The organism is Corallococcus sp. AB011P (assembly GCF_003611605.1).
In the GTDB taxonomy this organism is placed as follows: Bacteria; Myxococcota; Myxococcia; order Myxococcales; family Myxococcaceae; genus Corallococcus; species Corallococcus coralloides.
Genome location: NZ_RAVX01000018.1, coordinates 155,851 through 181,858, shown reverse-complemented (window position 1 = coordinate 181,858; position 26,008 = coordinate 155,851). Strand labels below are relative to the sequence as shown.

Below are 26,008 nucleotides of genomic sequence, written 5' to 3'. Positions count from 1 at the left end.
CGCTCCGCTTCGATGCGCGCCAGCTCCGCGAGCCGAGCCTCCTCCGCCAGCCGCTCCGCCTCCCGCCGCGCTTCCTCCTCCGCCCGAAGCCTCGCCTCCTCCGCCAGCCGTGCCTCTTCCAGCGCCCGGAGCCGAGCCTCTTCCGCCAGCCGCTCCGCCTCGATACGCGCCAGCTCCGCCAGCCGAGCCTCTTCCGCGAGCCGAGCCTCCTCCGCCAGCCGCTCCGCCTCCAGCCGCGCCAGCTCCGCGAGCCTCGCCTCCTCCGCGCGCCGCTCCGCCTCCTCGCGCCGGCGCGCCTCCTCGATGGCCCAGGCCTCCTCCTCCGCCTGCCGCAGCTCCTCCTCACGCCGCAGCCGCTCGCGCTCCTCCCACTCCTCCACCGACAGGGCCTCGATGCGGCCCTCGCGCTCCAGCACCCGCAGCAGCGCCTGCTGTGCCCCCGTCAGCGACTCCGGCCTCCGGAACGCCCCCAGCGTCTCCAGCAGGCCCCGCTCCGACGCATCCGCCAGCCACGGCTCGCACGCCGCCACCTCCGGGCAGCGGTAGACCCTCGCGGGCACGGGCTCACTGGGCGCCGGCTCCAGCGCCGCCCGCACCACCCGCACGCCCGCGATGGGCGCGAAATCCCCCGCCGCCTCCACCGACTCCGCCTCGAAGTCCGCGCTCTCCGCGAGCTCGCTCAGCCGCCGCACCTGCGCCAGCACCTGCTGCTCGTGCACCACCGCGGGCCGCAGCCCGCTGTCCTCCAGCAGCTCCTCGTCCGGCGCCGCCGCCCCACCCCGCGCCCACAGCGCGTCCAGGGCGTCCACGCCCAAGAGCCCGTTCTGGAAGAGCGCCTGCGCCGGCGTCTGGTAGCCGAAGCCCAGCTTCGCGCCCACCAGGTCGCCCTCGCGCAGCCACAGCGCGGACTCGCGTCCACCGGCGTGCAGCGTCAGCCGGCCGGTGGCTCGGGACTTGTGGGCGGCATACAGCGCTTCGGCGACCTGCGAGGCGGACATTCGGCCACGGAGTGTAGCCCGTCCCGCTCGCCCCTCAATTCGACGGCGGTGCCTGCCTGGCCGCTGTCCCCAGCTGCACCTGACGCAGCGCCTCGTAGGCGCCAATCCCCACCGACGTCGAAAGATTCAAGCTCCGGCGCTCCGGCAGCATCGGGATGGTCACCGGCGTCCCCGTCCCCCCCTCCATCACCTCCGGCAACAGCCCCGTCACCTCCGAGCCGAACACCAGGTGGTCCCCCGGCTCGAATCGCGCCGCGTACAGCGATGTCTCCGCCCGGGCGGAGAACAGCCACCGCCGGGCCTGGGGGTACTCCGCTACATAGGCGTCGTAGGTCGGGTACAGCTTCAGGAACACCTTGTCCCAGTAGTCCAGCCCCGCCCGCTTCAGGTTCCGGTCGTCGATGGAGAACCCCAGGGGCTCCACCAGGATGAGCCGGCACCCGGTCACCGCGCACAGCCGGGCCACGTTGCCGGTGTTGGGAGGAATCTGCGGGGAGACGAGGACCAGGTGCAGGGGGGACGCCAGGGGCTCAAGCATGGGATAGAACACCGGACATGCACTGGAGGGTGACCAACGAAACGCGGCAGCGGCTGCTCGCGGACCGCGCCGAACGCGCCGAGTCCTTCGTCCAGCGCTTCCAGGGGCTCATGGGCCGCGCCTCGCTGCCCATGGGGGGCGGGATGCACATCGCCCCCTGCAACTCCATCCACACCTTCTTCATGCGCATCCCCATCGACGTCGCCTTCCTGGACGCGGAAGGGCGTATCGTCAAGCAACTGTCCGCCATGCCTCCCTGGCGCACCTCGTCCATCTACTTCAAGGCCCGCTCCGTCCTGGAGCTGCCCGCCGGGGTCCTCCTGGCCAGCGGCACCCAGGAGGGCGACCGCCTGGTCTTCGCCCCGGGAGAAGCCCCGGGCGCCTAGGGGTTCGGGCGCCCGTGCCTTCCCCCCCACCCGCACCTGGAGGGGGGAATGCTGGGACAGACGAGAGGTTTTTGACCCCTTTTGGAGCGCTTTGTTAACGTCGCGCCCCGATTTTCACGCCTCTCCCCGGAAGAGTCCCTTCGCATGCGCATCGAGGTCGCCGGCAGCACCCACGTCGGGATGAAGCGGAACCACAACGAGGACAACTACCTCGTGCTCCCCGAGGAGAACCTCATGGTCGTGGCGGACGGCATGGGAGGCCATTCGTCCGGGGAGATCGCCAGCCGCATCGCGGTAGACGAGCTGGGTGAGTTCTTCCGCCTCACGTCCAAGGACCAGGACGCCACCTGGCCCTTCAAGATGGACAAGCAGCGCAACTACGACGAGAACCGCCTGGCCACCGGCATCAAGCTGGCGAACGCGCGCATCTTCGAGCGCGCCACGGTGGACACCAAGTACAAGGGCATGGGCACCACCATCGTGTCCGTGCACTTCGCGGAGAACGGCGTCTACGTGGGCCACGTGGGCGACAGCCGCGTGTACTTCTTCCGCGGCGGCATCCTCCAGCAGGTGACGGAGGACCACTCGCTGCTCAACGACTACCTCAAGGCGAAGAAGCTCACGCCGGAGGAGATTGAGAACTTCCCCCACAAGAACGTCATCGTCCGGGCGCTGGGGATGAAGGAGCAGGTGCAGGTGGACGTCACCCGCGTGGATCCGCTGGAGAACGACGTCTTCCTGCTGTGCTCGGACGGACTGAGCGGCATGATCACCGACGCGCAGATGCAGGACATCCTGTCGCGCACGCCGGAGCTGGAAAAGGCGTGCGGCCAGCTCATCGACCTGGCCAACGCGGCGGGCGGCAACGACAACGTCACCTGCGTGCTCGCGCGCTACCACGCCGCCTGAGGAACCCGTCCCCTCCGGACGCGTGAAGGCCCGTGCTCCCAAAAGGAGCGCGGGCCTTCGTCTTGAGGAGTCCCCATGTCCTGGCACCTACGAAGCCCGCAAGACAGCCACGGGCCATCACGTGCGCGCGGTGCTCCAGCCCGGAGCGCTGCTCTTCGTTCCGAAGGACGGCGTGCGCACGTTGCGCGTCCGGGTGGATGCCATCGACGCGGGCACGAAGGAGACGCTGCGCTCCACGCATCCGGCCCCCAAGTGGGGCGACGCGGAGACGCGGCGGACCGTCACGCTCGCGAAGCCGCTCACCACGAAGCTGGTGGAGGGCGTCCAGGAGCTGGGCCAGCCCGCGCCCGTGGGTCCGTCCTGCTGTCCTGGAACGACCGCGACAGCGGCATCACGGATGCCAAGGAGCAAGTCGTGGCGGAGCGCCAGGAGGATGGCACGGACGACGCCCCGAAGATCTCATGGGCCACGCCGGGCCAGAAGCTGCGCGTGACGTTCGGTCCCCGCCTCACGCTGGAAGCCACCTGGAGTCCAGATGGCTCCGGAGTGAAGGTCGCCGCCAGGCCGTGAGCCACGGACGCGGCGCCGATGCACCGCGAGAACAGCCAACCCCCACCGCGAAGCGCCGCCTCCAGCCACCGGACTTCGCCAGCAGCCCGACGCGGTCCAAACCCGTCCGACGGTCCAACAGGCTCCGGTGGCCGGAGCAGCGCCCCTCCTGGCCACGGTCTTCAAAAACCTGTCCGACTGTCCGACAGGTTTGTGCGGTGCACCGCCGCCGGGGGGAGGCCATGGGGCTCTCAGCTTCTCATCCATCGCGAGAGAGCCCCCGCCCGCGGGCTCAGCGCCCCGCGAGCGGCGCGGGCACCCGATGCGATCCCCACGCGAGCACTTCAGTGAGCGCCTCACCGGGGGACACCTGCGTCTCCTCGAATACGGCGCAGCGCTCCAGCTTCGCGCCCTGCCCCACCCGCGCCCCCGGGCCCACCGACACGCCCGGGCCCACGGTGGCTCCCGCGTCCACCACGCTGCCCGCGCCCACGTACGCGGGCCCACGCACCGTCCCCGCGACGCGGGCCTCCGGGTGCACCCAGGCTCCGTCCGCCCCGGCCTTCAGCCCGTGAAGCGGTGAGTCCTTCCCCAGCGCCTGCAACGGCACGCGCCCTTCGAGCACGTCCCGCACCGTGGCCAGGTAGCGCGACGGCATGCCCAGGTCGGACCAGTACGCATCCACCGCGTGCCCACGCACCTGGAGCCCCGCCTGCATCACCCGCACGTAGACCTCGCGGTTGATGTCCTCGGGACCTTCGGCCGTCATGAAGTCGAACACGCTGGGGGACATCACGTGCACGCCCGTGAAGTGCCACGGACGCAGGCCCTCTCCGCCCGGCCCGTAACCCGCGATACGGCGCACCTGCCCGCCCGCGTCCGCCTCCACCGCCGCGTACTTCTCCCCCTCCGGCATGGGCAAGAGCACCATCGTCGCCACCGCGCCGGACTCACGGTGCGCCGCGACCACGGGCTTCAGGTCCACCGGGAAGAGGATGTCCCCGTTGAACACGAGGAAGTCATCTCCGGAGAGGAAGTCCCGCAGGCCGCGGATGCCTCCGCCCGTGCCCTGGATGACGGGCTCGTGCACCACGTGCAGCGGCAGCCCCGCGCGCTCGCACTCCGCGCGGGCCACCGCCGCCATCGTGTCCGGCAGGTGGTGCGTGTTGATGCCCACCTCCGTCACGCCCGCCGCCTTCAACACCGCCAGGTGGTAGCGCAACAGCGGCTGCCCGAGGAACGGCATGGCCGGCTTCGGCCAGCGTTCCGTGAGCGGGCGCAGGCGCGTGCCCAGGCCCGCACAGAGGACCATCGCTTTCATGTCTTCAGGCCGCCAGCTCGGGCACGTACTTCGCAATCAGCTTCTGCAGCCCCGCCAGCTCCGGCCGGCGCGCGAACGCGGCCTTCACGTAGCGCAGCGACGCGGGGATGGAGACGAGGAAGCCCGGGTTGCCCTTCACGCGGTTGATGAACTCGAAGCGCCCCGCGTCCTTCAGCTTGCGCTGGATGGTCAGCAGGTCGAAGAACGCCTTGAACTCCTTCGCGTCGATCTTCTCCCCGCTCTCCTGCTCGAACGTGGCGATGTAGCGGTCCAGCATCGTCTCCACGAAGTCGCGGTCCAGCTCCACGTAGCTGTCGCGCAGCAGCGCCACCAGGTCGTACTGGCGCGGGCCCTGGAGCGCGTCCTGGAAGTCGATGACCACCAGCTCGCCCTCCTTCACCATGATGTTGCGGCTCTGGTAGTCGCGATGCGTGAAGCCTCGCGGCGCGGCGGCCAGCTGCTTCGCGATGTCCCGGAACGTGGCGTCCAGCTCCGCGCGCTCCGCGTCCGTGGGCAGCTTGCCGCTCCAGGCCTCCAGGCCCCACTCGCGGAAGTGATGCAGCTCCCAGTCGTACAGGTCCTCGTCGAAGGCGCGCGTGAAGGCCAGGCACTCCGGGTCGCGCTGCTTCTCCGCCTGCACGCGCAGCTTCGCCAGCAGGTCCACCGCGCGCGTGTAGAGCGCCTGGTTGTGGCGGCCGCCTTCCAGCGCGGACTCGAAGGTGATGTCGCTCAGGTCCTCCAGCACCATGATGCCCGCGGGCTCGTCGTAGCGGAGGATGCGCGGCACGCGCACGCCCAGGCGGTCCAGGTAGCGGTGCACGTTGACGAAGGGCAGCTCCTTCGGGGGCTCGCCCTTGGTGGCCTCCTCGCTCTTCTTCGTCGCGTCCGGCGGCATCACCATCAGCACCCAGCTCTCCGGGGGCGTGCCGACGCGGTAGTAGGAGCGGTTGCTCGCGTCGCCCTTCAACTTCTTGATGGGGGCATCGGGGACGGGACGGCCAATGGCCTGTCCCACCTGGTCGCGAAGGGCGGCCTCAAGTTCCATGGGGGGCGGGTGCTCCAGAGGGGGAAGGAAAAGACGCCCGCGAGTATCGGAGGCACGGCGCGGCGGGTCAAAGCCCTCGTGGGCCACGCGTCCGGCGGACGCCTGCCCTGTCGCCTACGCGACGAGGAACCTCAAGCCCTCCCTCCAGGAAGGCCTGCCCCCCGAGGGCCAGGGCAACGCATCCCCGTTCGCGGCATCCTGCGTCAGGAAGGGGCCCGCCTTCGGGCATGTTCCCCCTGACAGGGCGGAGCACATATAAGGCCCCGACCCTCACTTTTTTCGGGAAGCCACGCACGATGGACATCCAACAGAACATCCTCACCGCCATTGGCCACACGCCGCTGGTGAAGCTCAACAAGCTCGTCGGTCCGAACGACGCCACCGTGCTCGTGAAGTGCGAGTTCATGAACCCCGGCGCGTCCATCAAGGACCGCATGGCGCTCTACATCATCGAAAAGGCCGAGCGGGAGGGGCGGCTCAAGCCCGGCGGCACCATCGTGGAGAACACGTCCGGCAACACCGGCATGGGCGTGGCGCTGGCCGCGGCGGTGAAGGGCTACAAGTGCATCTTCACCATGCCGGACAAGATGTCCCTGGAGAAGATCAACCGCCTGAAGGCCATGGGCGCCCAGGTCGTCGTCACGCCGACGAACGTTCCGGCGGAGGACCCGCGCAGCTACTACGAGACGTCCAAGCGACTGGCCAAGGAGACGCCGGGCGCGTTCATGCTGAACCAGTACCACAACCCGGACAACATCGAGGCGCACTACCACACGACGGGTCCGGAGATCTTCCAGCAGACCGACGGGAAGATTGACTACTTCGTCTCCGGCCTGGGCACCGGCGGCACCATGAGCGGCGCCGGCAAGTTCCTCAAGGAGAAGATCCCCGGCCTGAAGAACGTCGGCGTGGATCCGGAAGGCTCCGTCTACGAGGGCTACTTCAAGACGGGCAAGCTCACCGAGCCGCACGTCTACAAGGTCGAGGGCATTGGCGAGGACATGCTCTGCGGCGCCATGGACTTCAAGGTCGTGGACGACGTGCGCCAGGTGGATGACCGCATGTGCTTCAACGCCGCGCGCCGCCTCGCGCGTGAAGAGGGCATCTTCGCGGGCGGCTCGTCCGGTGCGGCGGTGCACGTGGCGGTGCAGCTGGCGAAGGAGGTCGGCAAGGGGAAGACCATCGTGGTCGTCCTGCCAGACTCCGGCAGCAGCTACATCAGCAAGTTCCACTCCGACGAGTGGATGCGCGACAACGGCTTCATGCAGGAGAAGGGCGCCGGCACGGTGCGCGACATCATCGGCGCGAAGCCCCGCGACCTGAAGACGGCCAAGCGCGGTGACCGCGTGGACCACGTGGTGGAGACCATGCGCAGCAACGGCATCAGCCAGATGCCCGTGGTGTCCGACGACGGGCGCGCCGTGGGCATGGTGCACGAGTACGACCTGCTCAACGCCCTGGTCGCCAACAAGGTGAAGTTCCAGGACGCCATCGACCCCATCGTCGCCCCGCTCCAGGGCGCCGTGTCCGCCGACGCCAGCATCGACCGGCTGCGCGAAATCTTCGCGCGCGACAACGTGGCCGTGGTGAAGGACGGAGAGACCGTCGTCGCCATCGTCACGAAGATCGACCTCATCGATTACCTGCACCGCACCGCCGCTTAAGGCCGCGGGCGCAAGAGCCTGAAACACCGCGGGCCCGGAAGGAGGAGGACATCCTCCCTTCGGGCCCGTCGTGTATCGCGGCGGTGATGCGGGGTCCGTCAGAGTCCCGGCGGGTCCGGCTTCGTCAGGTCCAGGGCCACCATGTGGTAGCCGGGCCCCACGTGCATGAAGCCGAAGCGCTCCGCGCGGTTCTTGATGGCGTCCAGCTGCGAGTAGCCCAGGAGCAGCTTGAAGCCCTGGCGCCGGGCCTCGTCGCGGACGGCGGCGACGATGGCGTTGACCGCTTCGTTGCGGTCCTCCTTGGTCAGCCCGGGCGCGGCGATGATGCCTTCAATCAACGCCACCGAGCTGTCCGTGCGGTACAGGAAGCCCGCCGCCTTGTCCGGCACCACGAAGCCGTATTCCGGCAGGGCCTCCGGCGTCATCGTCTCATCCCACGGCTTGCGCCACAGGTTGAGCAGCTCGTGGTGGACCTTGGAGTCGAAGCGGACGGGCTTCATGGACTAGGAGACGAACGTCGACATGCGCTGCGCGGCGAGCTCGGCCGCGTTGTTCATGCCCAGGTTGGTGAGCGGGTTGCTCTTGTTGGACTTGAACAGGTCGCCGATGATGTCGGTGACCTTGTTCTTGCCCGTCGCCAGGTTCAGCGCGCCGGACAGCAGGCTGTTGCCGCCCGCGCCGTCCATCAGGCCGGAGTTGGCGAAGGTCCCCAGCGCGTTCTTGAGCACGCCGCCGCCCGGGATGAGGTCGGTGGCCGCACCCAGCAGCGACTGGAGGGGGTTCTTGCCCTGCATCAGGCCGCTGGCGAAGCCCATCGCCGCGCCCAGGAGCGGGTTCACCATCGTCACGAACGGCTTGACGATGTCCATCACCTTGCCGAGAGCCTTGCCGATGCCACCCATGGTCTGATCCTTTTCGTGGAGGGCCGCGCGGGCCCTCGAAGTGAGACTGACAGTGGGATTCTCGGAGGGACGCCGGAGAAGTTTCCGGTTCCGGGATTATCCGAGCCTCGCACTGAAAAGCCCCGGGATTCCGGGGCTTTGGCGGGGCGGCTCAGCCCCGGATGGGGCCCTTCTTGGCTTCCGCCGGATCCACGGCGGTACCGGGCTTGGGCGCCACGGTCTGGCCGGGCTTGCTGGCGGAGCCCAGCGCGGCGCTGTAGCGCTGCTCGTGGCTCTTGTCGCTGCTGAAGCCGTCGCGCTGCTGGGCGGGGCTGATGACGACCTCCCCGTCGATGATCTTCTGCAGGTGGGTGCCGATCTCCTCCACCGTGGCGATCTTCGGGTCGCGCGCCTTGAGCTCCTCGTCGGGGATGATCTCCAGCTGGGGCGGCTTGTCCGGGTGGATGGCGTAGTCGAGGATCTTCTCCACGTACTGCGCGACGGGGATCTTCAGCATCTCCGCCTGCTGCTGCACGTCGGCATCCGCCAGCAGCTCCGCGCGCACCACTTCCACGGGGCGCTTCAGCCGGCTGGGCGCCGGAGGAGGAACGACCTCATTGGGGTTGGACATGGGCTTCTCCTTTGGGCGTATTGGTAACCCAGGTCAGCCCTGGAACTCAAAGTGTGGGTTCCCCGGAACGGAAAAAGGCACGCACTCCATGGCCGCCACGATTCTCGAAGCCCGCGGTGTCGCGCCCTTCACCGTCCGGGTCCGCTTCAGTGACGGGATGGAGGGCGAGGCCAGCCTGGAGCCCTGCCTCTTCGACTGGGACCTGTCGCGCGTCCCGGACCTCACCCCGGAGCTGCTGCTCGGCGGCCGGCGCGAGGTCTGGAGGCCGGGGCTCACCGTGGGGAGCGCCCCCACCAACACCGTCGTGGTGGACCGGCCCGGCGTGGCGCCCCACCACGTGAAGGTGACCGTGGGCGGCGGCCACCACCCCTGCTACGTCGTGACGGTGGTGGAGGGCACCACGACCGCCGGGGGCACCACGTCTTCAACACCTGGCGAGACGTGGCGGGTCCCCATGCGGCAGCCCCTGCTGCTGGAGCTGGAGGACTGCACCGTGCAGGTGGACTGAACCGTCAGGGGGTCGGGGGGCGGCGGGCGAAGAGGGCGTTGGCCACCTCCGTCATCACCACCTCGCCATTCTGGTTCACGACCTCCAGGCGCAGCTTGAGCGCGCCGCGGTCCGGCTTGCTCGCGGAGGGCCTCGCCTCCAGCGTCTCGATGCGGATCCGCAGCGAGTCACCGGGGCGCACCGGCTTCTTCCAGCGCAGCTCGTCCAGGCCGGGCGAACCCATGCCGGCGGACTGGCCCAGCAGGCCCTCCACCATGAGCTTGTGGCAGATGGCGGCGGTGTGCCATCCGCTGGCGATGATGCCGCCGTAGATGCTCTTGCCGGCGGCGTCTTCGTCGATGTGGAAGGGCTGGGGGTCGAACTGGCGCGCGAACGCGATGATCTCCTCGCGCGTCACCACGTACGGCCCCCGCTCCATGATTTCGCCGACGGGGAAGTCCTCGAAGTAGCGCATGGTGTCCCTTCTGTGGGTGCCGGGCCCGCCGGCGGTTCATTCCGCCCTTCCCTACCCTCCGGCGGGCCTCGCGGCTACTGCGGAAGCGGCTCTTCCGGGTCGGCCACGGACTCCAGCGTGTCCGCGGGCGGCACGGGGCCGCGCTGCAACGGTTCGGCGCGGTCGTCCGTGGGGCCCGGGGGCGTGTCGTGCGCCTCCTCCGCCGCGGCTTCATCCGCCTCCAGCGCGCTGGCCTGGACACCTCGGGCCGAAGCCTTGGCCAGCGTCTTCCTGAGCGTCAGCGTGTCGCGCACGGTGTTGCCGGAGGTGATCAGCCGCGCGGTGAGCGTTCCACCGTCCACCGTCACGTCCAGGAAGCCGTAGGCCTGGTTGTCGCGCAGCGCGGTCCACGCGGGCTGGCTGGAGGGGAAGGCACGCAGCGTGGCGCCGCCGCTGCCCACCACCAGGTACGGGATGCCGCGCTGGGTGCTGGAGGCCACGTTGTCTCCGTACATGGGCTTGCTGCGCTCGTAGTCGTGGTCATGGCCGGTGAGCACCAGGTCCACGCCGTACTTCTCGAACAGCGGGCCGAACTGGCGGCGCATGGTGAGCTGCGAGCCGTGCTCACCGCTGGACCACGACGGGTGGTGGAAGAAGGCCACCGTCCACGGGCGCGTGTTCGCGGCCAGGTCCGACTCCGCCCACGCCTTCTGCGCCGCGAGCGTGCACCGGTCCGCGGACGCCAGGCCCACCGCGCAGTTGGAGTCCAGGGAGATGAAGTGCACCGGGCCCCAGTCGAACGAGTAGTAGCGCTCGGTGCCCTGCGGGTTGTTGGCCGGCAGGTACATGTTGTCCAGGTAGGGCTGCGCCTGGTTCGTCACGTACTCGTGGTTGCCGGGCGTGGCGAACATGGGCACTTCGCGCAGCAGCCCGGCCATGGGCTTGAAGAGGTGCTCCTGGAACTCCGCGTCCGTGCCGTCCGGGTACGCGTTGTCGCCCAGGGCCAGCAGCAACTCCGAGCGCCACTGCGGCGTGTTCATCACCGCCATCACCTTCGCCTGCATGCTGCCGCCGGTGCCGAAGTCGCCCATCGCGGTGAAGTGTGCCTTCGTGGCCGAGGACGTCGTGGACGTCTGGAACCCGCGCAGGCCCGTCTTGCTGCCGCAGGCCTCCACCACGTAGCTGTAGGTGCGGCCCGCGGACAGGCCATCCAGCTTCACCGCGTGGCGCGTGCCGGACACGCCCGCGCTGACGGAGGACGTGAGACTTGTGCCCTCGCCGTAGCGCACCGTGGGGTTGCAGCTGCTGGCGGTGCGGAAGGCCACGATGGCGGAGGTCTGCTTCACGCTCTGCAGGTACGGCAGGCGCGGCAGCACGGGGCCTGAATCAGAGGAAGACGGCGGCGCGGCGGCCGCGCACGCACGGGCCTCCGCGATGGAGTTCCAGTCGTTCACCGTGTTGCCATTGACGGTGATGCGCACGTAACGCGCGCTGCGCGAGGAGAACGCCACCGTCTGCGCGGACGTGTTGAGCGCGCTGTCACCCGAGTACGCCTGGGTGAAGGTGCCGCCGTCGGTGGACGTGGAGACGACGAAGTGGTTCTGGCGCTCGTTGCCCCGGTGCCACGCGATGGTGGTGCCCGTGAGCGTCTGCGCCGAGCCCAGGTCCATCTGGAGCCAGACGCCCGTCCCCTGCGCGCTCCAGCGCGTGGCGAGGTTGTCGTCCTGCGTGTTGCCGGGAACGTTGCCGTCGTCACCGCTGGCCGTCACCGCCTTGGTGACGAGCTGATTGCAGTTGGACGCGGAGAGCGACTCCGGCAGCGCGGCCGGAGGAACGTCGGAGTCAGTGGGAGAAGGCGGTGACTCGCAGCCAGTCGCGAGCCACGCGCCCAGGAGGCAGGTGGGACCAAGCAGTCGGTTACGCATCGCGCCGGAAACGTTGTGTCCCAACCAACATTCCCCCTGCCCCGGAGGGCAGGGCCGGCCGCCTGGAGCGCGAGCGAGCGCCGGGGACTACTTCACGCGGTCGAGCGCGTGCGCGAGGTCGTCGATGAGGTCCTGCGCGTCCTCGATGCCGACGGACAGGCGGATGAAGCCGTCCGCGATGCCCAGCTTCTCCCGCGTCTCCTTGGGGATGGAGGCGTGGGTCATGATGGCCGGGTGCTCGATGAGGGACTCGACGCCGCCCAGGGACTCGGCGCAGGCGAAGACCTTCACCGTCTTGAGGAAGGTGCGCGCCGCCTCCAGGCCGCCGTGGATGTCGAACGTCAGCATGCCGCCGAAGCCGGTCATCTGCTGCTTGGCGAGCGCGTGCTGCGGGTGCGTCTCCAGGCCCGGGTAGGTGACCTTCTTCACCTGCTTGTGCGTGGACAGGTACTGGGCCACCTTCATCGCGTTCTGCGCGTGGCGGTCCATGCGCACGTGCAGCGTCTTCACGCCGCGCAGCACGAGGAAGCTGTCGAAGGCGCCGGACACGCCGCCCACGGCGTTCTGCAGGAAGTACATCCGCTCCGCGATGTCGTCGCGGCTGGTGCAGACGAAGCCGCCCACCACGTCGCTGTGGCCGTTCAGGTACTTCGTCGTGGAGTGCGCCACGACGTCGAAGCCCAGGTCGAGGGGCTTCTGGAAGTACGGCGTCATGAACGTGTTGTCCGCGACGGAGATGATGCCGCGCTTCTTCGCGACCTCGGCGATGCGCGCCAGGTCGATGAGCTTGAGCATCGGGTTCGTCGGCGTCTCCACCCAGACCATCTTCGTCTTCGGGGTGATGGCCGCTTCGAAGTTCTCCGGCTTGGAGAGGTCCACGAAGGAGAAGTTCAGGCCGGAGCGCTTGAACACCTTGTCGAAGATGCGGAAGGTGCCGCCGTACACGTCGTCGGAGACGATGACGTGGTCACCGGCCTCCAGCATGTGCATCAGCATGTCCGTGCCGGCGAGGCCGGACGCGAACGCGGCGCCGTACTTCGCGCCTTCCAGCGCGGCCAGGCAGTCCTGCAGCGCCTTGCGCGTGGGGTTCTGCGTGCGGCTGTACTCGTAGCCCTTGTGCTCCCCCGGCCCGTCCTGGACGTAGGTGGAGGTCAGGTACACGGGCGTCATGATGGCGCCGGTGGTGGGATCCGGCTCCTGGCCGGCGTGGATGGCGAGCGTGTCGAAGCGCATGGCTTCGCGAACTAACACAGTCCCACCGGCCGTGCAGCGTCCCCCGAGGTCCTACTCGAACTGGCCGTGCCGGCCCGCGCCCTGGGCGAAGCGCGTGGCCCCGGGGATGGACTCCGACTGGAGCACCTTCACCCCGCCCTCGAATTCCTGGCGCATCGCGTCTTCGAAGGCCAGGTCGCCCTGGGCATAGGCGGAAGCCCGGTCCACGTTCATGCAGGCCTGCGGGAAGGCGGCGATTTGGGCGGCCAGGGCTTCCGCGGCGGCCCGGGCCTCACCCTTCGGCACCACGCGGTTGACCAGGCCCATGCCCAGCGCCTCGGAGGCGGGCACGGGGCGGCCGGTGAGGATGAGGTCCAACGCGCGCGACAGGCCAATCAGCCGGGGCAGTCGCACGGTGCCTCCGTCGATGAGGGGCACGCCCCAACGGCGGCAGAAGACGCCCAGCACCGCGTCATCCTCCGCCACGCGCAAATCGCACCACAGCGCCAGCTCCAGGCCGCCCGCCACCGCGTGCCCGCTGATGGCCGCCACCACGGGCTTGGACAGGCGCATGCGCGAAGGCCCCATGGGTCCGTCGCCGTCCGGCTCCAGACGCAGGAGGCGCCCCTCGGACACGGCCTTCAGGTCCGCGCCCGCGCAGAAGGTGCCCGCGTCGCCGTACAGCACACCCACGCGCGCGTCGGGGTCCGCGTCGAAGGCCCGGAAGGCGTCCGCCAGCTGCCGGGCCGTGCCAGCGTCCACCGCGTTGCGGACGTCCGGCCGGTGGAGGATGACGGTGGTGACGGGGCCGTTCTTCTCGACGCGCACGCTCATGGGCCGTGGTTTTCCCCCGCCCCCGGGGCGGCCTGCAATATGAGGGGAGCCATGGCGGACGAAGGCAACCAGGAGACGCAGGGCGCGGGCATGTTCGAGAACCGCCTGCGCAAGAACGCGAAGCGCCTGCGCAAGTGGGCTCGCGCGCAGGGGCTCACCGCCTTCCGCGTCTACGACCGGGACATCCCTGAGTACTCCTACGCCGTGGACCTCTACGGCGACCACGCCCACGTCGTGGAGTTCCCGCGCCGCAAGGCCCACGCGAAGGGCGCGAACGCGGATGCGGACCGCGCGGAAGTACTCGCCGCCGTCACCGCCGTGCTGGGCGTGCCGCCCGAGCGCACGTCCGTGAAGACACACACGCCCCAGCCCTGGGGCCGCTCGCAGTACGGCCGCGTGGGAGAGGGCAGCGAGCGGCTGGTGGTGGAGGAGCAGGGCCTCAAGTTCTGGGTGAACCTGGGCGACTACCTGGACACCGGCCTCTTCATGGACCACCGCAACACCCGCGCCCGCGTGCGCAGCGAGGCCAAGGGGAAGCACGTCCTCAACCTCTTCGCCTACACCGGCGCGTTCACCGTGTACGCGGCGGCGGGCGGCGCGGCGAGCAGCGTGAGCGTGGACCTGTCCAACACGTACCTGGACTGGGCGGAGGACAACCTGGTCCTCAACGGCCTCGCGGACCCGCGCCACGTGCTCATCCGCGCGGACGCGAAGGCGTGGCTGGAGGACCAGGCGAAGCACGGGGACGACAAGTACGACCTCATCGTCTGCGACCCGCCGTCGTTCTCCACGTCGAAGAAGATGTCGGGCACCTTCGACGTGCAGCGCGACCACGTGCGGATGCTGGAACACCTCCGGGCGCTCATGGCCCCCGGAGGCGTCCTCTACTTCTCCACCAACTTCCTGGGCTTCGAACTGAAGGACTCCGCGACCCGGGGCATGGCGCAGGTGGAGGAGATCACCCCCCGCTCCATCCCCGAGGACTTCCACCGCAAGGAGATCCACCGATGCTGGCGCATGGTGGCCCCCTCGCGGTGAGCTTCAGCCGCTGACGGCTACAGCCAGCAGACGTTGTCCTGGCAGCGCTCGCCGGACGGGCACTCGCAGTTGGCCTGGCAGACCTTGCCGGAGCCGTGGTTCACCGGCTTGCACTGGCCGCTGGTGCAGGCCTGTCCAGCCGGGCACTCGCAGTTGGCGCGGCACACGGTGCCGGACGTCCCCGCGTCGTTCGACGGCTGCGCCGGGGGCAGCTTGCACTTGCCGCTGGTGCAGACCTCACCGGATGGGCACTCGCAGTTCACCGTGCAGGAGATGTTGCTGCCCGAGCCCGCGTCCGGCACGGGCTGCTTGCAGTAGCCGCCGTTGCACACCTGGCCGGAGGGGCAGTCGCAGTTGGCGAGGCACGACTGGCCCGGGTCCGGCTGCGGCGACTTGCACTGGCCGCTGTTGCAGACCTGGCCGGCCGGGCACTCGCAGTTGGCCTTGCACTGGCCACCGGACGGAATGGGCAGGCAGTAGCCCACCTCGCACTTGGTGTCCGCCGAGCACTCCGTCGTGGAGGAGCACGACGCGCGGCACTGGCCGTTCACGCAGTCGCGGCCCGTGGGGCACTGGGCCTCCGTGGTGCACGCGTTCGGGTCCGTCGGCGGCTTCTGGCACAGGCCCTGGACGCACAAGCCGCCCGGGCCGCACTTGTCGTCCCGGTCGCACTGCTGACGGCACGCGCCGTTGATGCAGTAGTGGTCCGCGCCGCAGTCAGAGTTGACCCGGCAGACCGCGGTGCCGCCGTCGGAGCCCGCGTCCGGCTTGGTGCCGCCGTCCGTGCCCGCGTCCGGCTTCGTGCCGCCGTCCGTGCCCGCGTCCGGCTTCGTGCCGGCATCCGGCTTGGTGCCACCGTCCGTGGTGCCCGCGTCCGGCTTGGTGCCGGAAGAGGTACAGAAGTTGTCCTTGCAGCGGGCGCCCGCGCCACATTCCGAGTCGCGGTAGCACGACTGGGCGCACCAGCCGTTGATGCACATCTGCGTGCCGGGACACTCGCTGGAAAAGACGCAGTTCTGGGAGTTGGAGTCCAGGTCCCAGCAGCTACCCGAGTGACAGTATTGGTTCGAGCCGCAGTCGGACGTGGTGGAACAGCCGTAGCTGTAGTCGTAGTCGTCGTCGGGCCAGTAACCGCCGCCATTCGTCTCGAGGATACAACCCGACAACAGGCCTAACAGCGTAAGGAACGGCACGACCAATGTGCCGCGAAGCGTGATGTTCCTCATGAGTGGGGGCTCCAAAGGAATGGGATGGGTCCGGACCGGCCACCGGGGGGGTCATCCGATTTCGAGAGCCTTCGACGCAAGAGGGGGCCAGATTGATCAAATAATTTTGATCTTTTTTCGTCTCTCCGGAGACCCAGGGGCACGGAGGCAGTGTGCTCGTCTGGACCACCGATACAGACTGGAGGGCGTTCCTGGAGAAAGGGGACGTCCGGCGTCGCCCTGAAGGAGAAGCCCTGGTGTTCAGCCGAGGAGCGCGCACGTGGGCGTCCGCGGTCCCGCCGGAGTCCGGCGTGGGCGCGGTGGACGCGCGTGGGGCGGCTTCCGCTGACGAGGCCCGCCTGCGGCTCCTGGTCCAGCGGGTCCAGGAGGGGGACCTGGCCGCCTTCGAGCAGCTCTACGAGGCCACGAAGCTGGACGCGGCGCGCACCCTGCGCCACCTGGTGGGAAACCGCGTGGAGGTGGACGACCTCCTTCAGGAGACGTACCTGCGGCTGCTCACGGCGGTGAAGGGCTTCCGGGGGGAGTCCCGCTTCAAGACGTTCCTCTATCGGGTGTGCGCCAACGTGGCGCTCAGCCACCTGAGGTGGAAGCGGCGCCGGCCGGAGGACCCCTTCGCGGACCCGCCGGAGATGGTGGCGACGGGGGAGGACCCGGAGCGCGCCGCGGAGCGTCGTCAGGCCGCCCGGCTGGTGGAGGCGGCGCTCGAGAAGCTCAAGCCCAAGAAGCGCATCGTCTTCGTCTACGCCGAGCTGTGCGGCATGAGCCCGGACGAGATTGCCGTCGCCGTGGGAAGCTCTCCCAACACCGTGCGCAGCCGCCTGCACCACGCGAGATTGGAGTTCACCGAAGCCATGCAGCGTCTGGTCGTCGCCCGGCCGGTGGGAGGTTCCCATGGCCGGCCATGAGACACAGGCCCTGTGGGCGCTGGCCGCGGGGGAGCTGGATGCCGCCGGCAAGGCCCGGGTGGAGGCGCACGTGGCGGAGTGCGCCGCGTGCGCGGCGGAGTGGAAGCGCGTGGTGGAGGCCCGGGCGCTGCTGCACACGGCGCGCTCGGTGGAGCCCTCCGTGCGGTGGGAGGAGACGGGGGCGAAGCTGAAGGCCGCCGCGGCGAAGCGGATGGCGGTGCCCGAGCGGCGGTTCCTGTCGCCGTGGGCGATGACGCTCGCGGGGGCCTGCGCCGTCGCGCTGGTGGTGTGGCTGGGTGGGGCGCGCTGGAAGAATGCGGCGCAAGGGCCGGAGTCCCCGGTCGCGACCCGCCCGGGCGTTGGGGCTTCCGGCGAGCGGACCGTACCCGAGGACTTGAAGGCCACCGGGCAGCGTGGCGCCACGGAGGGAGCGGTCGCGTCGGGTGAGGGCTCCCCTTCGACGCCTGGGAAGCTGGAAGCGGTCGCGGCTCACTCGGAAGCTGAGTCCACCACGGAGGCGGAGCGTGTCACCGGCGCGGTGGTGCGGGAGGCCACGGGTGTGGAACATGCGCTGGCGGCCGGGATGCGGCTGCGCTCGGGCATGGCGGTGCGGACGCCTCCGAAGGCGTCGGCCGTGCTGCGGCTTCCGGATGAAAGCCGCGTGCGTCTGTCGGCGGGCTCGGACGTGGTGTTCGCCCGCGCCGAGTCGAAGGCGGTGCACCTGACCGTCCAGCAGGGACGGCTGTCCGTGAATGCCTCGCATGCGCAGCGCGATGCGTTCCTCGTGGAGTCCGCGGGCCTGCGGGTGTCCGTCGTGGGGACGGTCTTCTCCGTGGAGCGCACGGCGGCCGGGGCCGCGGTGGCGGTGCTCGAAGGACGCGTGCGAGTGGACGCGGAGGGTCAGCCTCCGCGCTTCGTGGACGCGGGCGAGCGCGTGGAGCTCGCGGGCACGGGTGAAACCTTGAAGCCTCGCGCGCTCTCCGCTGGAGACCGGCAGGCGTTCCGGGACCTGCGGGCCGCGGAGCCCGGCGTCGCGGTCGCGAGCGTCGTGCCCTCGAAGAAGGGCCCGTCACGCGTCGAGGTGAGTCCGTCCGTTGCCACCCGCGACACGCCCTCGGAGGCGCTCACGCAGGCTCCCGGCACTCCGCCCGTGGAGAACAACGCCGCGCCGTCGCAGGCCGTCGCCCTGAAAGCGCCCGGCGCCTCGGCGCCCGTGGAGAACAACACCGCGCCGTCGCAGGCCGTCGCCCTGAAAGCGCCCGGCGCCTCGGCGCCCGTGGAGAACAACACCGCGCCGTCGCAGGCCGTCGCCCAGAAGACGCCCGATGCTCCGGATCCCGAGGCGCCTCGCACCGCCGTCGCGCAGGCCCCTGCCGTGCCCTCGCCGGGGGAGGCCCTGGCCCAGACGCACGCTCCCAATACGGAGATTCCGCGGGCCGTGCCTCCGCGCGAGCCCACCCCGTCCGACGACTTCGCGCCCTACCCCGGCGCTTCGGCGGGCTCGCTCGCGTCCTCCGCGCCCACGCCGGGCGCCGTGCAGGCTCCCTCCATGGCTCAGGCCACGCCCGCGGAGCCGCGCAAGCGCAAGACGCTGGGGGGGCTCGTTCCGGGCGGACTGCTGTCGGATGACTCCGATGAGCGCTTCCTCGGCTACGCCAAGGTCCAGACGGCCAACACCACGTGCGGCCAGTTCCTCGTGGGCCTGGGGGAGATCGCCGCCGCCAGCCCTCGCACGAGCCACCGGGAACAGGCCCGCATCCTGCGCGGCCGCTGCTTCAACAGGCAGCACCTGCCCGCGGACGCGGAGGACGAGTTCCGCCAGTACCTCCGCGAGTTCCCCAACGGCCGCTACGCCACCGAGGCCCGCATCGCCCTGGGCATGTCCGCCGAACCCGAGCCCGGTGCCCCCGCGAAGGCCCCCGCGCCCATGCCGGCTCCCGCGCCCGTAACGCCGCGCTGGAACGGGTCGCCCCAGCGCGGGCCCGTCAGCCCCGGGGTTCCTCGTCGCTGGTGAACTCCGCGTCCACCTCGCCCCCTTCGCTCCGGGGGCGGCGGAAGGCCGTGGGGCCTTCTTCCGAGGGCGAGGACTCCACCTTCGCGGCCGTCTCCTGCGCGTCGAAGCGCCGGGCGTCCTGGAACGGGTCCACGCCCGGAACAGGCCCGACCTGCGTGAAGCGCACGGTGCCCGACCGCAGCGTCTGCTCCAGCGAGCGCCTCACCCGCGCCGTCACCACTCGGCGCACCGGCGGCACCATCAGCGAAAGCCCTATCACGTCGGAGATGAACCCCGGCGCGATGAGCAGCGCGCCGCCCACCATCACCAGCACGCCGTTGAGCAGGCCCTCCTCGGGCACGCCGCCACCGGCCATGGCCTCGCGCCAGTTGCGGAACACCTTCTCGCCCTGCCTCCGGGCGATGAGGCTTCCCAGCACGGCGGAGGCCGCCAGCAGCGCGAGCGTGGCCCCCAACCCGATGTGATGCCCCAGGGTGATCAGCAGGTACAGCTCCGCCAGGGGCAACAGGATGCAGACGATGACGAGGGCCTTGAGCACACTGGCACGTTAACGCCAGATTCACTCCGGCGCCCATTGCCCGCCGTACGCGCTGTGCGTTCCGCCCGCCAGGGTCCCCGGCGCCCCCCGGCTCACTCCCCGTTGAGCTTCGCCATCAGGAAGCTCATCACGAAGTAGAGGAGGGCGAAGCCGCCCACCGCGAAGAGCACCAGCCGCGACGGCAGCGACATGCGCTCGGATGGCAGGCCCAGGCTGTTCACGCGCTCGGCCCGGTCCATCGCCTCCGCCAGGCCGGGGGTGATCTCCATGGGCTTCGCGGTGCGCCGGTAGTGCTCCGTGCGCAGGTACTGCTCGACCACCCGCTCCGTGGAGGAGCCCGTGAGGACCTCTCCCAGCTGCGGGTCGAACAGCCGGAGCTGGGCCTTGTGGGCCAGCCCGGCGGCCTCCGTCAGGACCTCGCGGATGAGCTCCTCACCATCCACCAGCGGCACGCGCAGCTCCGCGCCCACCACCCGCTTGCCGTCGCGCAGGGGCAGCACCTCCACGGTGCCCACCCCCAGGTCCCACTCGCGCACGCCGTCCGGGCGGGCGGTCCCCGGGCGCGCCGCCAGCAGGGCGTCCACCCGTGCCATGTCGAAGGAGGCGCCTGGGGTCCGCGCCTGAAGGACCAACTCGTAACTCACGCGGGTTGCGAGTATACGCCGCCCGGTCGCCCCCGCCTCTTTCCCTCCGAGACGCCTCGATGAAGCCCACCTCTCCCCCCCGCTCCGGCCGGCCCGGCTCCCCTCCCCCCGGACGCGGCGGCAAGCCCGGCCCGCGTCCGGAGAAGCCCGGCCATCGCCCGGAGAAGCACGGACATCGCCCCGAGAAGCTCCGGCCGGACCGCACGTCGCCAGAGCTGGGCCCGGACGGCATCCCCCAGGTGATGCTCCTGCGCCGCGGCTCCGACCGCTGGCTCGCGGGCCCGCCGTGGATCTACCGCGCGGACCTCAACGGCGACCCCGGCCTCCAGGGCGGTGAGGTCGTGCGCGTGGTGGACGGCCGCGGCTGGTTCATGGGCAAGGCCTTCTATTCGAAGCAGTCCAAGATTTCGCTGCGCTGGCTCACCAACGACGACGTCGCGGTGGACGTGGACTTCTTCCGCCAGCGCCTCCAGTCCGCGGAAAGCCTGCGCAAGCTGGCGCTGCCCGGCGAGACGACGTACCGCCTGGTGCACGGCGAGGCGGACGGCCTGCCCGGGCTCGTGGTGGACCGCTACGGCGACTACCTGAGCGTGCAGTTCCTGGTCCCCGCCATGGAGCAGCGCAAGGCGCTCATCGCGGACCTGCTGGAGGAGCAGTTCCACCCGAAGGGCATCGTCAACCGCTCCGACGTGAGCGTGCGCCACCTGGAGGGCCTCCTCCCGGAGAAGGGCCTGCTGCGCGGCGCGCTGCCGCCGGGCCCCGTCTCCTTCGACGAGGGGCTGGTGCGCATGCGCGCGGACCTGCTGGAGGGCCAGAAGACGGGCGCGTTCCTGGACCAGCGCGAGAACCACGTGATGGCGGCGCAGTACGCCTTCGGCGATGCGCTGGACTGCTTCAGCTACGTGGGCGGGTTCGCGCTCCAGCTGGCCACGCGCGCGAAGCACGTCACGGCGGTGGAGATTTCGGAGTCCGCCTCCGCGCAGCTGCGCGACAACGCCCAGTCCAACAAGCTCTCCAACCTGGAGGTCGTGACGGCCAACGCGTTCGACTTCCTGCGCGACGCGGTGGACGAGGGCAAGCGCTACGACACCATCGTGATTGATCCGCCCTCCTTCGCGAAGAACAAGGACGCGATCCCGGCGGCGGTGCGCGGCTACAAGGAGCTCAACCTGCGCGCCTTCCAGCTCCTGCGCCCCGGCGGCATCCTGGTGACCGCGAGCTGCACGTACCACGTGGATGAGCAGGCCTTCGAGGAGATGCTCGCCTCCGCGGCGGCGGACGCGAAGCGCCGGGTGCAGATCATCGAGCGCCGCGGCGCCGGCCGCGACCACCCCGTCCTCCTCAACCTGCGCGAGACGCGCTACCTCAAATGTTTCGTCCTGCGCATGCTGTGAGATAGGGTAGGACCCATCCAAGGGGTCCATCGAGCGGACCCCGACGTGCGGGAACGGTTCAGTCATGGCACGCCGGGATTGGGACGACGCAGACGATGAGACCCCCGCGTCCGGGACGCGGGCGTTGGAGCGCGCCCTCCAGGAGACGCGCACCGTCTACCGCCAGGCGGACGAGGCGTACGCCCCGTATTCGTGTCCCGCGAGCGGCGAGTGCTGCCAGCTGGCCGTCACCAAGCGCCAGCCCTGGCTATGGCTCCCGGAGTGGGAGCTGCTCAAGCGCAGCAAGCCCCTTCCGCCCCCCCGCGCCGACGGCGCCTGCCCCTACCTGGACGCCGCGGGCCTGCGCTGCACCGTGTACGCGGACCGGCCGTTCGGGTGCCGCACGTTCTTCTGTCAGCGCATCCAGGGCCCCGCCCGGCAGCCGTCGGACGAGGTGTCCAAGCTCCTCCTGCGGTTGGAGCGGATTTCACAGCGCGTGATGCCGTCGCTGCGGGGACCACGTCCCCTCCTGGAATGGTATGCCGGGGTCAGTACCGCCCCGGCCCGGGAGGAACGATGACGTCCATGCTGCAGACGCGGTGGCGGAGCGCCCACCGGAGTCCCCCCGTGTCCGCGCGGTCCAAGCCCGTAGGTGCCCGAGCATGATTCCCCCACGCTGGCTGCTTGCGCCCCAGGAGTTCAAGGGCACCTTGAGCGCGTCCGAGGCCGCGGACGCCATGGCGGAGGGGCTGCGGCAGGCCTCGCTGGACGTGGTGCTGGACGTGGCGCCGCTCGCGGACGGAGGTCCGGGCACGCTGGACGCGCTGCTCGTGGGCATGCCGAAGGGCGAGCGCCGCAGGCTCACCGTGCGCGGCCCCATGGGCACGCCGGTGGACGCCTGCTGGGCGCGGCTGGATGACGGGCGCACCGCGGTGGTGGAGATGGCGCAGGCCTCGGGGCTCGCGCGGGTGCCGCCGGAGCAGCGGGATGCGCGGGCCGCGTGCACGTACGGCACGGGGCAGCTCCTGCGCGCGGCGCTGGACTCGGGGTGCGAGCGGCTCATCGTCGGCCTGGGCGGCAGCGCCACCACGGACGGCGGCAAGGGCGCGCTGGAGGCGCTGGGCTTCCGCTTCCTGGACACGGACGGGGCGCCGCTGCCGCCGGGGGGCGCGAGCCTCGCCAGGCTTTCGCGCGTGGACACGAGCGGCAAGCACCCACGCCTGGAGCAGGTGGAGCTGCTCATCGCCACGGACGTGACGACGCCGCTGTTGGGCGCGGACGGCTCCGCGCGCCTCTTCGGTCCGCAGAAGGGCGCGGACGCGGCGGCGGTGGAGGAGCTGGAGGCGGCGCTGGCCACGTTCTGCCGAATCGTGGACGAGGACGCCGCGAACCTCCCCGGCGCGGGCGCGGCCGGAGGCCTGGGCTACGGGCTCGCGGCGCTCGGAGGCGGGAAGCTCACGTCCGGGTATGACCTGGTGGCGCGGGCGCTGGGGATGGAGCGGCGCGTGCTGCTCGCGGACCTGGTGCTCACGGGCGAGGGGCGCTTCGACCGGCAGACGTCCATGGGCAAGGGCCCCGTGGCGCTCGCGAGGCTGGCGCGCGCGCAGGGCACGCACGTGGTGCTCTTCGCGGGCGTCGTGCAGCGGGATAACGGACCGGAGCTGTCCCTCTTCCGCGAGGTGGTGGAGCTGAACGGACAGGCCCGCCCCGGCGCCACCGCCAGGGAGACGCTGCGCGACGCCACCGCGAAGTGGGCGCTCGCGCACCTGGGCCGGTAGCGGCAGCGCGGCGCGTCCCTACGGAATCGGATCCGTCGTCCGCACCACCTGCATCCCGGCGGCCTTGAAGCCCGCCAGCGCTTCCTTCGCCACGCGCGGGAAGTCCAGCGCCGCGGGCAGCGGCTCCAGCGGAGGCGCGGGCACGGGGCTCATCGCGTCCTCCAGGATGTAGATGTTCCCCAGCTTCGAGCGGTCCGTGCGTTCCAGGAACTGCTGCAGGTCGCGCAGCGTGGACAGCACGCAGTGCGAGCTGGCCTGACCGAAGACGTACACGCGGTCGAACGACAGCAGGTGCTCCATCAGCCGCGCGTTGAACTCGCCCACGCGCTGGCCCTTCACCTCCGTCACCTCCGGCGCCATCACGGAGTAGTTCTCCGTCAGCGGGTGCTCGCCCTTCAATTCGAAGTGCGTGGGCGTGTCCCGCACCAGCGCATGGAAGAGGCTCGCCTCGTACATCGCGGGCACCAGCGCGTGGCTCTGCCCACCCAACAGCGCGTGGTACGGCCAGATGGTCAGCACGTACCGGCCGCTCGCCTCCAGCCCCTCGCAGTACGCCAGGCTCTCCTCCGGGTAGCGCGTCGCCCGCCAGCGGCCCTCCCGCACGTCCTTCGCGGTGATGACCGTCATGGGCGCGGGCGGACGCCCTTCCGCGTCCCTCCACCACCCTGGATGGAAGATTTGGAAGGCCCGGTGCGTGTCCAGCGAGAAGACGAGCCCCGTCAGCCGGTCCAGGTGCGTGTACAGCCAGCGCAGCGTGCGCTGCGTGTCCTCCACCGCGCCCGGGACGAAGAGGCTCGCGCCCGGCGTGCAGAAGGCCACCTGCGCGTCGATGCCGAACGCCGCGATGCGGAAGCGGTCCTCGCGGGCCGGACGCACGCGGTGCTCGGCGGCGTAGCGGTGGGCCTCCTGGGATACCTCCGCCACGCGCTCCAGGTAGAGCTGGCCGACACGTGCGTCGTCGTGGAACCGGGGAAGCGGCAGCGGCATGACGTGCTCTCCAGGCCCATCAGCGCCGCCGCGCCCATGGCGTCAGCGGCCCTGCGGGAAGTGGCGCCGGGTGAGGGACTCCACCAGCGCCTGCGTGGTGGCAGTGTACCCGATGCGCTGCTCCTCCTGCGTCAGGCCTTCGGTCCCCACCAGCGACGGCGTGGACGGGGCCGACTCCATCAGCGGGAAGTAGCCCTGGGGCGTCGCCTCCCCCGCCTGCCCCACCAGCCCCAGCGGCCCCGTGCCCGTGCGGCGGCGGAAGACGATGGGCGTCCCGGGCACGCTCTGCTTGCCCTCCGCCAGCTCGTTGCCGAACTTCATCACCGGCGTCGCGCCCGAGCACGACAGCTTGTAGATGGCCGCCACCCGGTCGCGCGTCAGCGCATGGGACATGGTGCGCGCCACGATGTGGCCGCCGTAGCCGTAGAACTGCGTCGTCGGCTCCCAGCCCACCTGCTTGCGCAGCTCCTCGAACTCGCGCGTCATCTGCGCGTCCAGGCCGTCCTCCAGGATGATGACCGGCTTGATGCCCAGGTCGCGCGCGCGTGTCACCGCGTACAGGTACTGGAGCTTCTTGTTCCCGGAGTCGAACCGGATGGAGTCCCCGCCCTGCGGCTCCTCCGAGATGAGCTTGAACGCCGCGGGGATGCCCGACGTCAGCGTGTCGAAGGTGTCCAAGAGGTAGCTGGAGCGCTGCGGCCGGCGCTCGTGCATCGCGCGGTAGGCCGCGTCGTCGGAGCCGTAGCGCTGCACGTGCTCGTGGCCCATGGTGCCCACGGGAATCATGCCCAGCACCCGCGCGCCCTCCACGTTGCTCGTGCGCTGCACGCCCGCGTCCTGGCACGCGCGCAGGGCCAGCTCGTGCTGCTCCAGACAGGTCGCCGCGCGCAGGCCCACCTCGAAGATGCGCGAGGGGTCCTCGACGACGTCCACCAGCTCCTGCACCTGCGCCCGCACCCGCCGCACGTAGCCTTCCGGGTCCACCTGGATGGACATGGCCCGCACGCCCACCTGGTCCAGCGTCTCCAGGGCGATGCGCTTCTCCTCCTCGCACGTCACCGTGGCCAGCGTCCGGGCCAGGGCCTCGCGGTCCTGCAGCGCCTGAGTGGCCACCTGGACGCGGTAGTTGAGCTGCAACAGCATCGGCTCCAGCCAGGACACCAGCGCGGAGGGGCCCGTGATGGTGAGGATGGGCTCGCGCGGCAGGAACAGCGCGCCCCGCGGAATGGCTCGCACGGACAGCTGCGCCTTGCGCAGGATGGCCGCCTTGAAGCCCACGCCCATCTCGTAGTCGTGGCGGGCGAGGAACGCGTAGTCGTCCGGCTGCGGCTCCGGCAGCAGGTTCTTCACCCAGGCCGCCAGGTCCAGCGGCATCACCTGGGGCCCGCCCTTGCGGTGCGAGTAGTAGAACGTTTCCTTCCGCAGGGGCCAGCCGGCCTCCGCCATGCTGAACTTGTAGCCATCCGTGGCGAGCAGTGACTGGGGCATCGGGAAACGACTCCTTATCGTTGACCCCGAGACTATGCGTGCCCCCCACCCCGTACCTAGGACCAAGGGCTCCGACGGATGCGGGAAACCACGGGTGACCCGTCACCTGTCTTTCCTCCTGCAACCGACACATTGGGGAATACGCTGGATGAGACAGGTGCGGTTAAGCTGTCACGACCCACA

Annotated in this window: 27 protein-coding genes and 1 pseudogene; 11 read left to right on the top strand and 17 right to left on the bottom strand. The window is 70.4% G+C overall.

The window, feature by feature from the left end; translation table 11 throughout:
* Together D7X30_RS32515 and D7X30_RS32510 are read right to left on the bottom strand one after the other, a co-directional pair.
* Nucleotides 1–998, bottom strand: a pseudogene (locus D7X30_RS32515) (DUF4388 domain-containing protein); the annotation flags it as partial.
* 34 nt (nucleotides 999–1,032) lie between these two features.
* Nucleotides 1,033–1,536 (bottom strand): tRNA (cytidine(34)-2'-O)-methyltransferase, encoded by a 504-nt coding sequence (locus D7X30_RS32510; RefSeq protein ID WP_014398831.1) that lies wholly within the window; start codon nucleotides 1,534–1,536, stop codon nucleotides 1,033–1,035.
* A gap of 17 nt (nucleotides 1,537–1,553) precedes the next feature.
* Between D7X30_RS32510 and D7X30_RS32505 the strand changes: the two genes are divergently transcribed.
* Together D7X30_RS32505 and D7X30_RS32500 are read left to right on the top strand one after the other, a co-directional pair.
* Nucleotides 1,554–1,922: a DUF192 domain-containing protein gene (locus D7X30_RS32505; protein ID WP_120566851.1), complete on the top strand. Its 369-nt coding sequence runs from the start codon at nucleotides 1,554–1,556 to the stop codon at nucleotides 1,920–1,922.
* 144 nt (nucleotides 1,923–2,066) lie between these two features.
* Nucleotides 2,067–2,831: a Stp1/IreP family PP2C-type Ser/Thr phosphatase gene (locus D7X30_RS32500; RefSeq protein ID WP_120566850.1), complete on the top strand. Its 765-nt coding sequence runs from the start codon at nucleotides 2,067–2,069 to the stop codon at nucleotides 2,829–2,831.
* Between the two features lie 117 nt (nucleotides 2,832–2,948).
* On the opposite strand, the gene D7X30_RS32495 is transcribed toward D7X30_RS32500, so the two are convergent.
* Complete coding sequence (locus D7X30_RS32495) at nucleotides 2,949–3,242, bottom strand: hypothetical protein (protein ID WP_120566849.1); 294 nt, start codon at nucleotides 3,240–3,242, stop codon at nucleotides 2,949–2,951.
* 3 nt (nucleotides 3,243–3,245) lie between these two features.
* Between D7X30_RS32495 and D7X30_RS42070 the strand changes: the two genes are divergently transcribed.
* Nucleotides 3,246–3,401, top strand: a complete 156-nt coding sequence (locus D7X30_RS42070) for a hypothetical protein (protein ID WP_158619424.1) — start codon at nucleotides 3,246–3,248, stop codon at nucleotides 3,399–3,401.
* Between the two features lie 271 nt (nucleotides 3,402–3,672).
* Here D7X30_RS42070 and D7X30_RS32490 read toward each other — a convergent pair whose 3' ends face one another.
* Nucleotides 3,673–4,701, bottom strand: a complete 1,029-nt coding sequence (locus tag D7X30_RS32490; RefSeq protein WP_120566848.1) for an NDP-sugar synthase — start codon at nucleotides 4,699–4,701, stop codon at nucleotides 3,673–3,675.
* Nucleotides 4,702–4,705: 4 nt separating this feature from the next.
* Nucleotides 4,706–5,746, bottom strand: a complete 1,041-nt coding sequence (locus D7X30_RS32485) for an aminoglycoside phosphotransferase family protein (protein ID WP_120566847.1) — start codon at nucleotides 5,744–5,746, stop codon at nucleotides 4,706–4,708.
* A 296-nt stretch (nucleotides 5,747–6,042) separates the two neighbouring features.
* Here D7X30_RS32485 and D7X30_RS32480 point away from each other — a divergent pair, with 296 nt between their 5' ends.
* Nucleotides 6,043–7,410, top strand: coding sequence for a pyridoxal-phosphate dependent enzyme (locus tag D7X30_RS32480; protein WP_120566846.1), 1,368 nt, complete (start codon nucleotides 6,043–6,045; stop codon nucleotides 7,408–7,410).
* Nucleotides 7,411–7,508: 98 nt separating this feature from the next.
* Here the strand turns inward: D7X30_RS32480 and D7X30_RS32475 are convergent, their stop codons facing one another.
* The 3 genes from D7X30_RS32475 to D7X30_RS32465 all read right to left on the bottom strand — a co-directional run bounded on the left by D7X30_RS32475 (nucleotide 7,509) and on the right by D7X30_RS32465 (nucleotide 8,922).
* Complete coding sequence (locus tag D7X30_RS32475) at nucleotides 7,509–7,910, bottom strand: hypothetical protein (RefSeq protein WP_120566845.1); 402 nt, start codon at nucleotides 7,908–7,910, stop codon at nucleotides 7,509–7,511.
* Between the two features lie 3 nt (nucleotides 7,911–7,913).
* Nucleotides 7,914–8,312, bottom strand: a complete 399-nt coding sequence (locus D7X30_RS32470) for a hypothetical protein (protein WP_120566844.1) — start codon at nucleotides 8,310–8,312, stop codon at nucleotides 7,914–7,916.
* Nucleotides 8,313–8,463: 151 nt separating this feature from the next.
* Complete coding sequence (locus D7X30_RS32465) at nucleotides 8,464–8,922, bottom strand: hypothetical protein (protein ID WP_120566843.1); 459 nt, start codon at nucleotides 8,920–8,922, stop codon at nucleotides 8,464–8,466.
* Nucleotides 8,923–9,010: 88 nt separating this feature from the next.
* On the opposite strand from D7X30_RS32465, the gene D7X30_RS32460 reads away from it, so the two are divergent.
* Nucleotides 9,011–9,430, top strand: coding sequence for a hypothetical protein (locus D7X30_RS32460; RefSeq protein WP_120566842.1), 420 nt, complete (start codon nucleotides 9,011–9,013; stop codon nucleotides 9,428–9,430).
* A gap of 4 nt (nucleotides 9,431–9,434) precedes the next feature.
* Here the strand turns inward: D7X30_RS32460 and D7X30_RS32455 are convergent, their stop codons facing one another.
* The 4 genes from D7X30_RS32455 to D7X30_RS32440 form a co-directional block, all read right to left on the bottom strand.
* On the bottom strand, nucleotides 9,435–9,884 hold the full coding sequence (locus tag D7X30_RS32455; protein ID WP_120566841.1) for a MaoC family dehydratase: 450 nt from the start codon (nucleotides 9,882–9,884) through the stop codon (nucleotides 9,435–9,437).
* A gap of 74 nt (nucleotides 9,885–9,958) precedes the next feature.
* Nucleotides 9,959–11,788, bottom strand: coding sequence for a discoidin domain-containing protein (locus D7X30_RS32450; protein ID WP_120566840.1), 1,830 nt, complete (start codon nucleotides 11,786–11,788; stop codon nucleotides 9,959–9,961).
* Nucleotides 11,789–11,875: 87 nt separating this feature from the next.
* Nucleotides 11,876–13,021 (bottom strand): cystathionine gamma-synthase, encoded by a 1,146-nt coding sequence (locus D7X30_RS32445; RefSeq protein ID WP_120566839.1) that lies wholly within the window; start codon nucleotides 13,019–13,021, stop codon nucleotides 11,876–11,878.
* Nucleotides 13,022–13,072: 51 nt separating this feature from the next.
* Nucleotides 13,073–13,834, bottom strand: coding sequence for a crotonase/enoyl-CoA hydratase family protein (locus D7X30_RS32440; protein ID WP_120566838.1), 762 nt, complete (start codon nucleotides 13,832–13,834; stop codon nucleotides 13,073–13,075).
* Between the two features lie 51 nt (nucleotides 13,835–13,885).
* Here D7X30_RS32440 and D7X30_RS32435 point away from each other — a divergent pair, with 51 nt between their 5' ends.
* Nucleotides 13,886–14,872: a class I SAM-dependent methyltransferase gene (locus D7X30_RS32435; RefSeq protein ID WP_120566837.1), complete on the top strand. Its 987-nt coding sequence runs from the start codon at nucleotides 13,886–13,888 to the stop codon at nucleotides 14,870–14,872.
* 17 nt (nucleotides 14,873–14,889) lie between these two features.
* On the opposite strand, the gene D7X30_RS32430 is transcribed toward D7X30_RS32435, so the two are convergent.
* Nucleotides 14,890–16,098, bottom strand: a complete 1,209-nt coding sequence (locus D7X30_RS32430) for a Dickkopf N-terminal cysteine-rich domain-containing protein (RefSeq protein WP_120566836.1) — start codon at nucleotides 16,096–16,098, stop codon at nucleotides 14,890–14,892.
* Nucleotides 16,099–16,334: 236 nt separating this feature from the next.
* Between D7X30_RS32430 and D7X30_RS32425 the strand changes: the two genes are divergently transcribed.
* Both D7X30_RS32425 and D7X30_RS32420 read left to right on the top strand, forming a co-directional pair.
* Nucleotides 16,335–17,003, top strand: a complete 669-nt coding sequence (locus D7X30_RS32425) for an RNA polymerase sigma factor (protein ID WP_120566835.1) — start codon at nucleotides 16,335–16,337, stop codon at nucleotides 17,001–17,003.
* Nucleotides 16,990–19,017 (top strand): FecR domain-containing protein, encoded by a 2,028-nt coding sequence (locus D7X30_RS32420; protein WP_120566834.1) that lies wholly within the window; start codon nucleotides 16,990–16,992, stop codon nucleotides 19,015–19,017. The genes D7X30_RS32425 and D7X30_RS32420 overlap by 14 nt, the downstream gene beginning before the upstream one ends.
* Here D7X30_RS32420 and D7X30_RS32415 read toward each other — a convergent pair.
* Both D7X30_RS32415 and D7X30_RS32410 read right to left on the bottom strand, forming a co-directional pair.
* Nucleotides 18,989–19,555 carry an FxsA family protein gene (locus D7X30_RS32415; RefSeq protein WP_120566833.1) on the bottom strand — a complete coding sequence of 189 codons (567 nt, stop codon included), beginning with the start codon at nucleotides 19,553–19,555 and terminating at the stop codon, nucleotides 18,989–18,991. The genes D7X30_RS32420 and D7X30_RS32415 overlap by 29 nt on opposite strands.
* Nucleotides 19,556–19,647: 92 nt before the next feature.
* Nucleotides 19,648–20,148, bottom strand: coding sequence for a hypothetical protein (locus D7X30_RS32410; protein ID WP_147443372.1), 501 nt, complete (start codon nucleotides 20,146–20,148; stop codon nucleotides 19,648–19,650).
* A gap of 110 nt (nucleotides 20,149–20,258) precedes the next feature.
* Here D7X30_RS32410 and D7X30_RS32405 point away from each other — a divergent pair, with 110 nt between their 5' ends.
* The 3 genes from D7X30_RS32405 (at nucleotide 20,259) to D7X30_RS32395 (ending at nucleotide 23,350) form a co-directional block, all read left to right on the top strand.
* Nucleotides 20,259–21,593 (top strand): class I SAM-dependent rRNA methyltransferase, encoded by a 1,335-nt coding sequence (locus tag D7X30_RS32405; protein ID WP_199724612.1) that lies wholly within the window; start codon nucleotides 20,259–20,261, stop codon nucleotides 21,591–21,593.
* A 64-nt stretch (nucleotides 21,594–21,657) separates the two neighbouring features.
* Nucleotides 21,658–22,152, top strand: a complete 495-nt coding sequence (locus D7X30_RS32400; RefSeq protein WP_120566831.1) for a YkgJ family cysteine cluster protein — start codon at nucleotides 21,658–21,660, stop codon at nucleotides 22,150–22,152.
* Between the two features lie 82 nt (nucleotides 22,153–22,234).
* Nucleotides 22,235–23,350 carry a glycerate kinase gene (locus tag D7X30_RS32395; RefSeq protein WP_120566830.1) on the top strand — a complete coding sequence of 372 codons (1,116 nt, stop codon included), beginning with the start codon at nucleotides 22,235–22,237 and terminating at the stop codon, nucleotides 23,348–23,350.
* Nucleotides 23,351–23,368: 18 nt separating this feature from the next.
* Here the strand turns inward: D7X30_RS32395 and D7X30_RS32390 are convergent, their stop codons facing one another.
* Nucleotides 23,369–24,337, bottom strand: a complete 969-nt coding sequence (locus D7X30_RS32390) for a nicotinamidase (RefSeq protein WP_120566829.1) — start codon at nucleotides 24,335–24,337, stop codon at nucleotides 23,369–23,371.
* 42 nt (nucleotides 24,338–24,379) lie between these two features.
* On the bottom strand, nucleotides 24,380–25,825 hold the full coding sequence (locus D7X30_RS32385; protein ID WP_120566828.1) for a nicotinate phosphoribosyltransferase: 1,446 nt from the start codon (nucleotides 25,823–25,825) through the stop codon (nucleotides 24,380–24,382).
* Nucleotides 25,826–26,008 lie beyond the last annotated feature (183 nt).

Coding starts and splice junctions, on each gene's coding strand:
- D7X30_RS32510 (WP_014398831.1), bottom strand. CDS start 1,536: ATGCTTGAGCCCCTGGCGTCCCCCCTGCACCTGGTCCTCGTCTCCCCG.
- D7X30_RS32505 (WP_120566851.1), top strand. CDS start 1,554: ATGCACTGGAGGGTGACCAACGAAACGCGGCAGCGGCTGCTCGCGGAC.
- D7X30_RS32500 (WP_120566850.1), top strand. CDS start 2,067: ATGCGCATCGAGGTCGCCGGCAGCACCCACGTCGGGATGAAGCGGAAC.
- D7X30_RS32490 (WP_120566848.1), bottom strand. CDS start 4,701: ATGAAAGCGATGGTCCTCTGTGCGGGCCTGGGCACGCGCCTGCGCCCG.
- D7X30_RS32485 (WP_120566847.1), bottom strand. CDS start 5,746: ATGGAACTTGAGGCCGCCCTTCGCGACCAGGTGGGACAGGCCATTGGC.
- D7X30_RS32480 (WP_120566846.1), top strand. CDS start 6,043: ATGGACATCCAACAGAACATCCTCACCGCCATTGGCCACACGCCGCTG.
- D7X30_RS32475 (WP_120566845.1), bottom strand. CDS start 7,910: ATGAAGCCCGTCCGCTTCGACTCCAAGGTCCACCACGAGCTGCTCAAC.
- D7X30_RS32470 (WP_120566844.1), bottom strand. CDS start 8,312: ATGGGTGGCATCGGCAAGGCTCTCGGCAAGGTGATGGACATCGTCAAG.
- D7X30_RS32465 (WP_120566843.1), bottom strand. CDS start 8,922: ATGTCCAACCCCAATGAGGTCGTTCCTCCTCCGGCGCCCAGCCGGCTG.
- D7X30_RS32460 (WP_120566842.1), top strand. CDS start 9,011: ATGGCCGCCACGATTCTCGAAGCCCGCGGTGTCGCGCCCTTCACCGTC.
- D7X30_RS32455 (WP_120566841.1), bottom strand. CDS start 9,884: ATGCGCTACTTCGAGGACTTCCCCGTCGGCGAAATCATGGAGCGGGGG.
- D7X30_RS32450 (WP_120566840.1), bottom strand. CDS start 11,788: ATGCGTAACCGACTGCTTGGTCCCACCTGCCTCCTGGGCGCGTGGCTC.
- D7X30_RS32445 (WP_120566839.1), bottom strand. CDS start 13,021: ATGCGCTTCGACACGCTCGCCATCCACGCCGGCCAGGAGCCGGATCCC.
- D7X30_RS32440 (WP_120566838.1), bottom strand. CDS start 13,834: ATGAGCGTGCGCGTCGAGAAGAACGGCCCCGTCACCACCGTCATCCTC.
- D7X30_RS32435 (WP_120566837.1), top strand. CDS start 13,886: ATGGCGGACGAAGGCAACCAGGAGACGCAGGGCGCGGGCATGTTCGAG.
- D7X30_RS32430 (WP_120566836.1), bottom strand. CDS start 16,098: ATGAGGAACATCACGCTTCGCGGCACATTGGTCGTGCCGTTCCTTACG.
- D7X30_RS32420 (WP_120566834.1), top strand. CDS start 16,990: ATGGCCGGCCATGAGACACAGGCCCTGTGGGCGCTGGCCGCGGGGGAG.
- D7X30_RS32410 (WP_147443372.1), bottom strand. CDS start 20,148: ATGGCACGGGTGGACGCCCTGCTGGCGGCGCGCCCGGGGACCGCCCGC.
- D7X30_RS32405 (WP_199724612.1), top strand. CDS start 20,259: ATGAAGCCCACCTCTCCCCCCCGCTCCGGCCGGCCCGGCTCCCCTCCC.
- D7X30_RS32400 (WP_120566831.1), top strand. CDS start 21,658: ATGGCACGCCGGGATTGGGACGACGCAGACGATGAGACCCCCGCGTCC.
- D7X30_RS32395 (WP_120566830.1), top strand. CDS start 22,235: ATGATTCCCCCACGCTGGCTGCTTGCGCCCCAGGAGTTCAAGGGCACC.
- D7X30_RS32390 (WP_120566829.1), bottom strand. CDS start 24,337: ATGCCGCTGCCGCTTCCCCGGTTCCACGACGACGCACGTGTCGGCCAG.
- D7X30_RS32385 (WP_120566828.1), bottom strand. CDS start 25,825: ATGCCCCAGTCACTGCTCGCCACGGATGGCTACAAGTTCAGCATGGCG.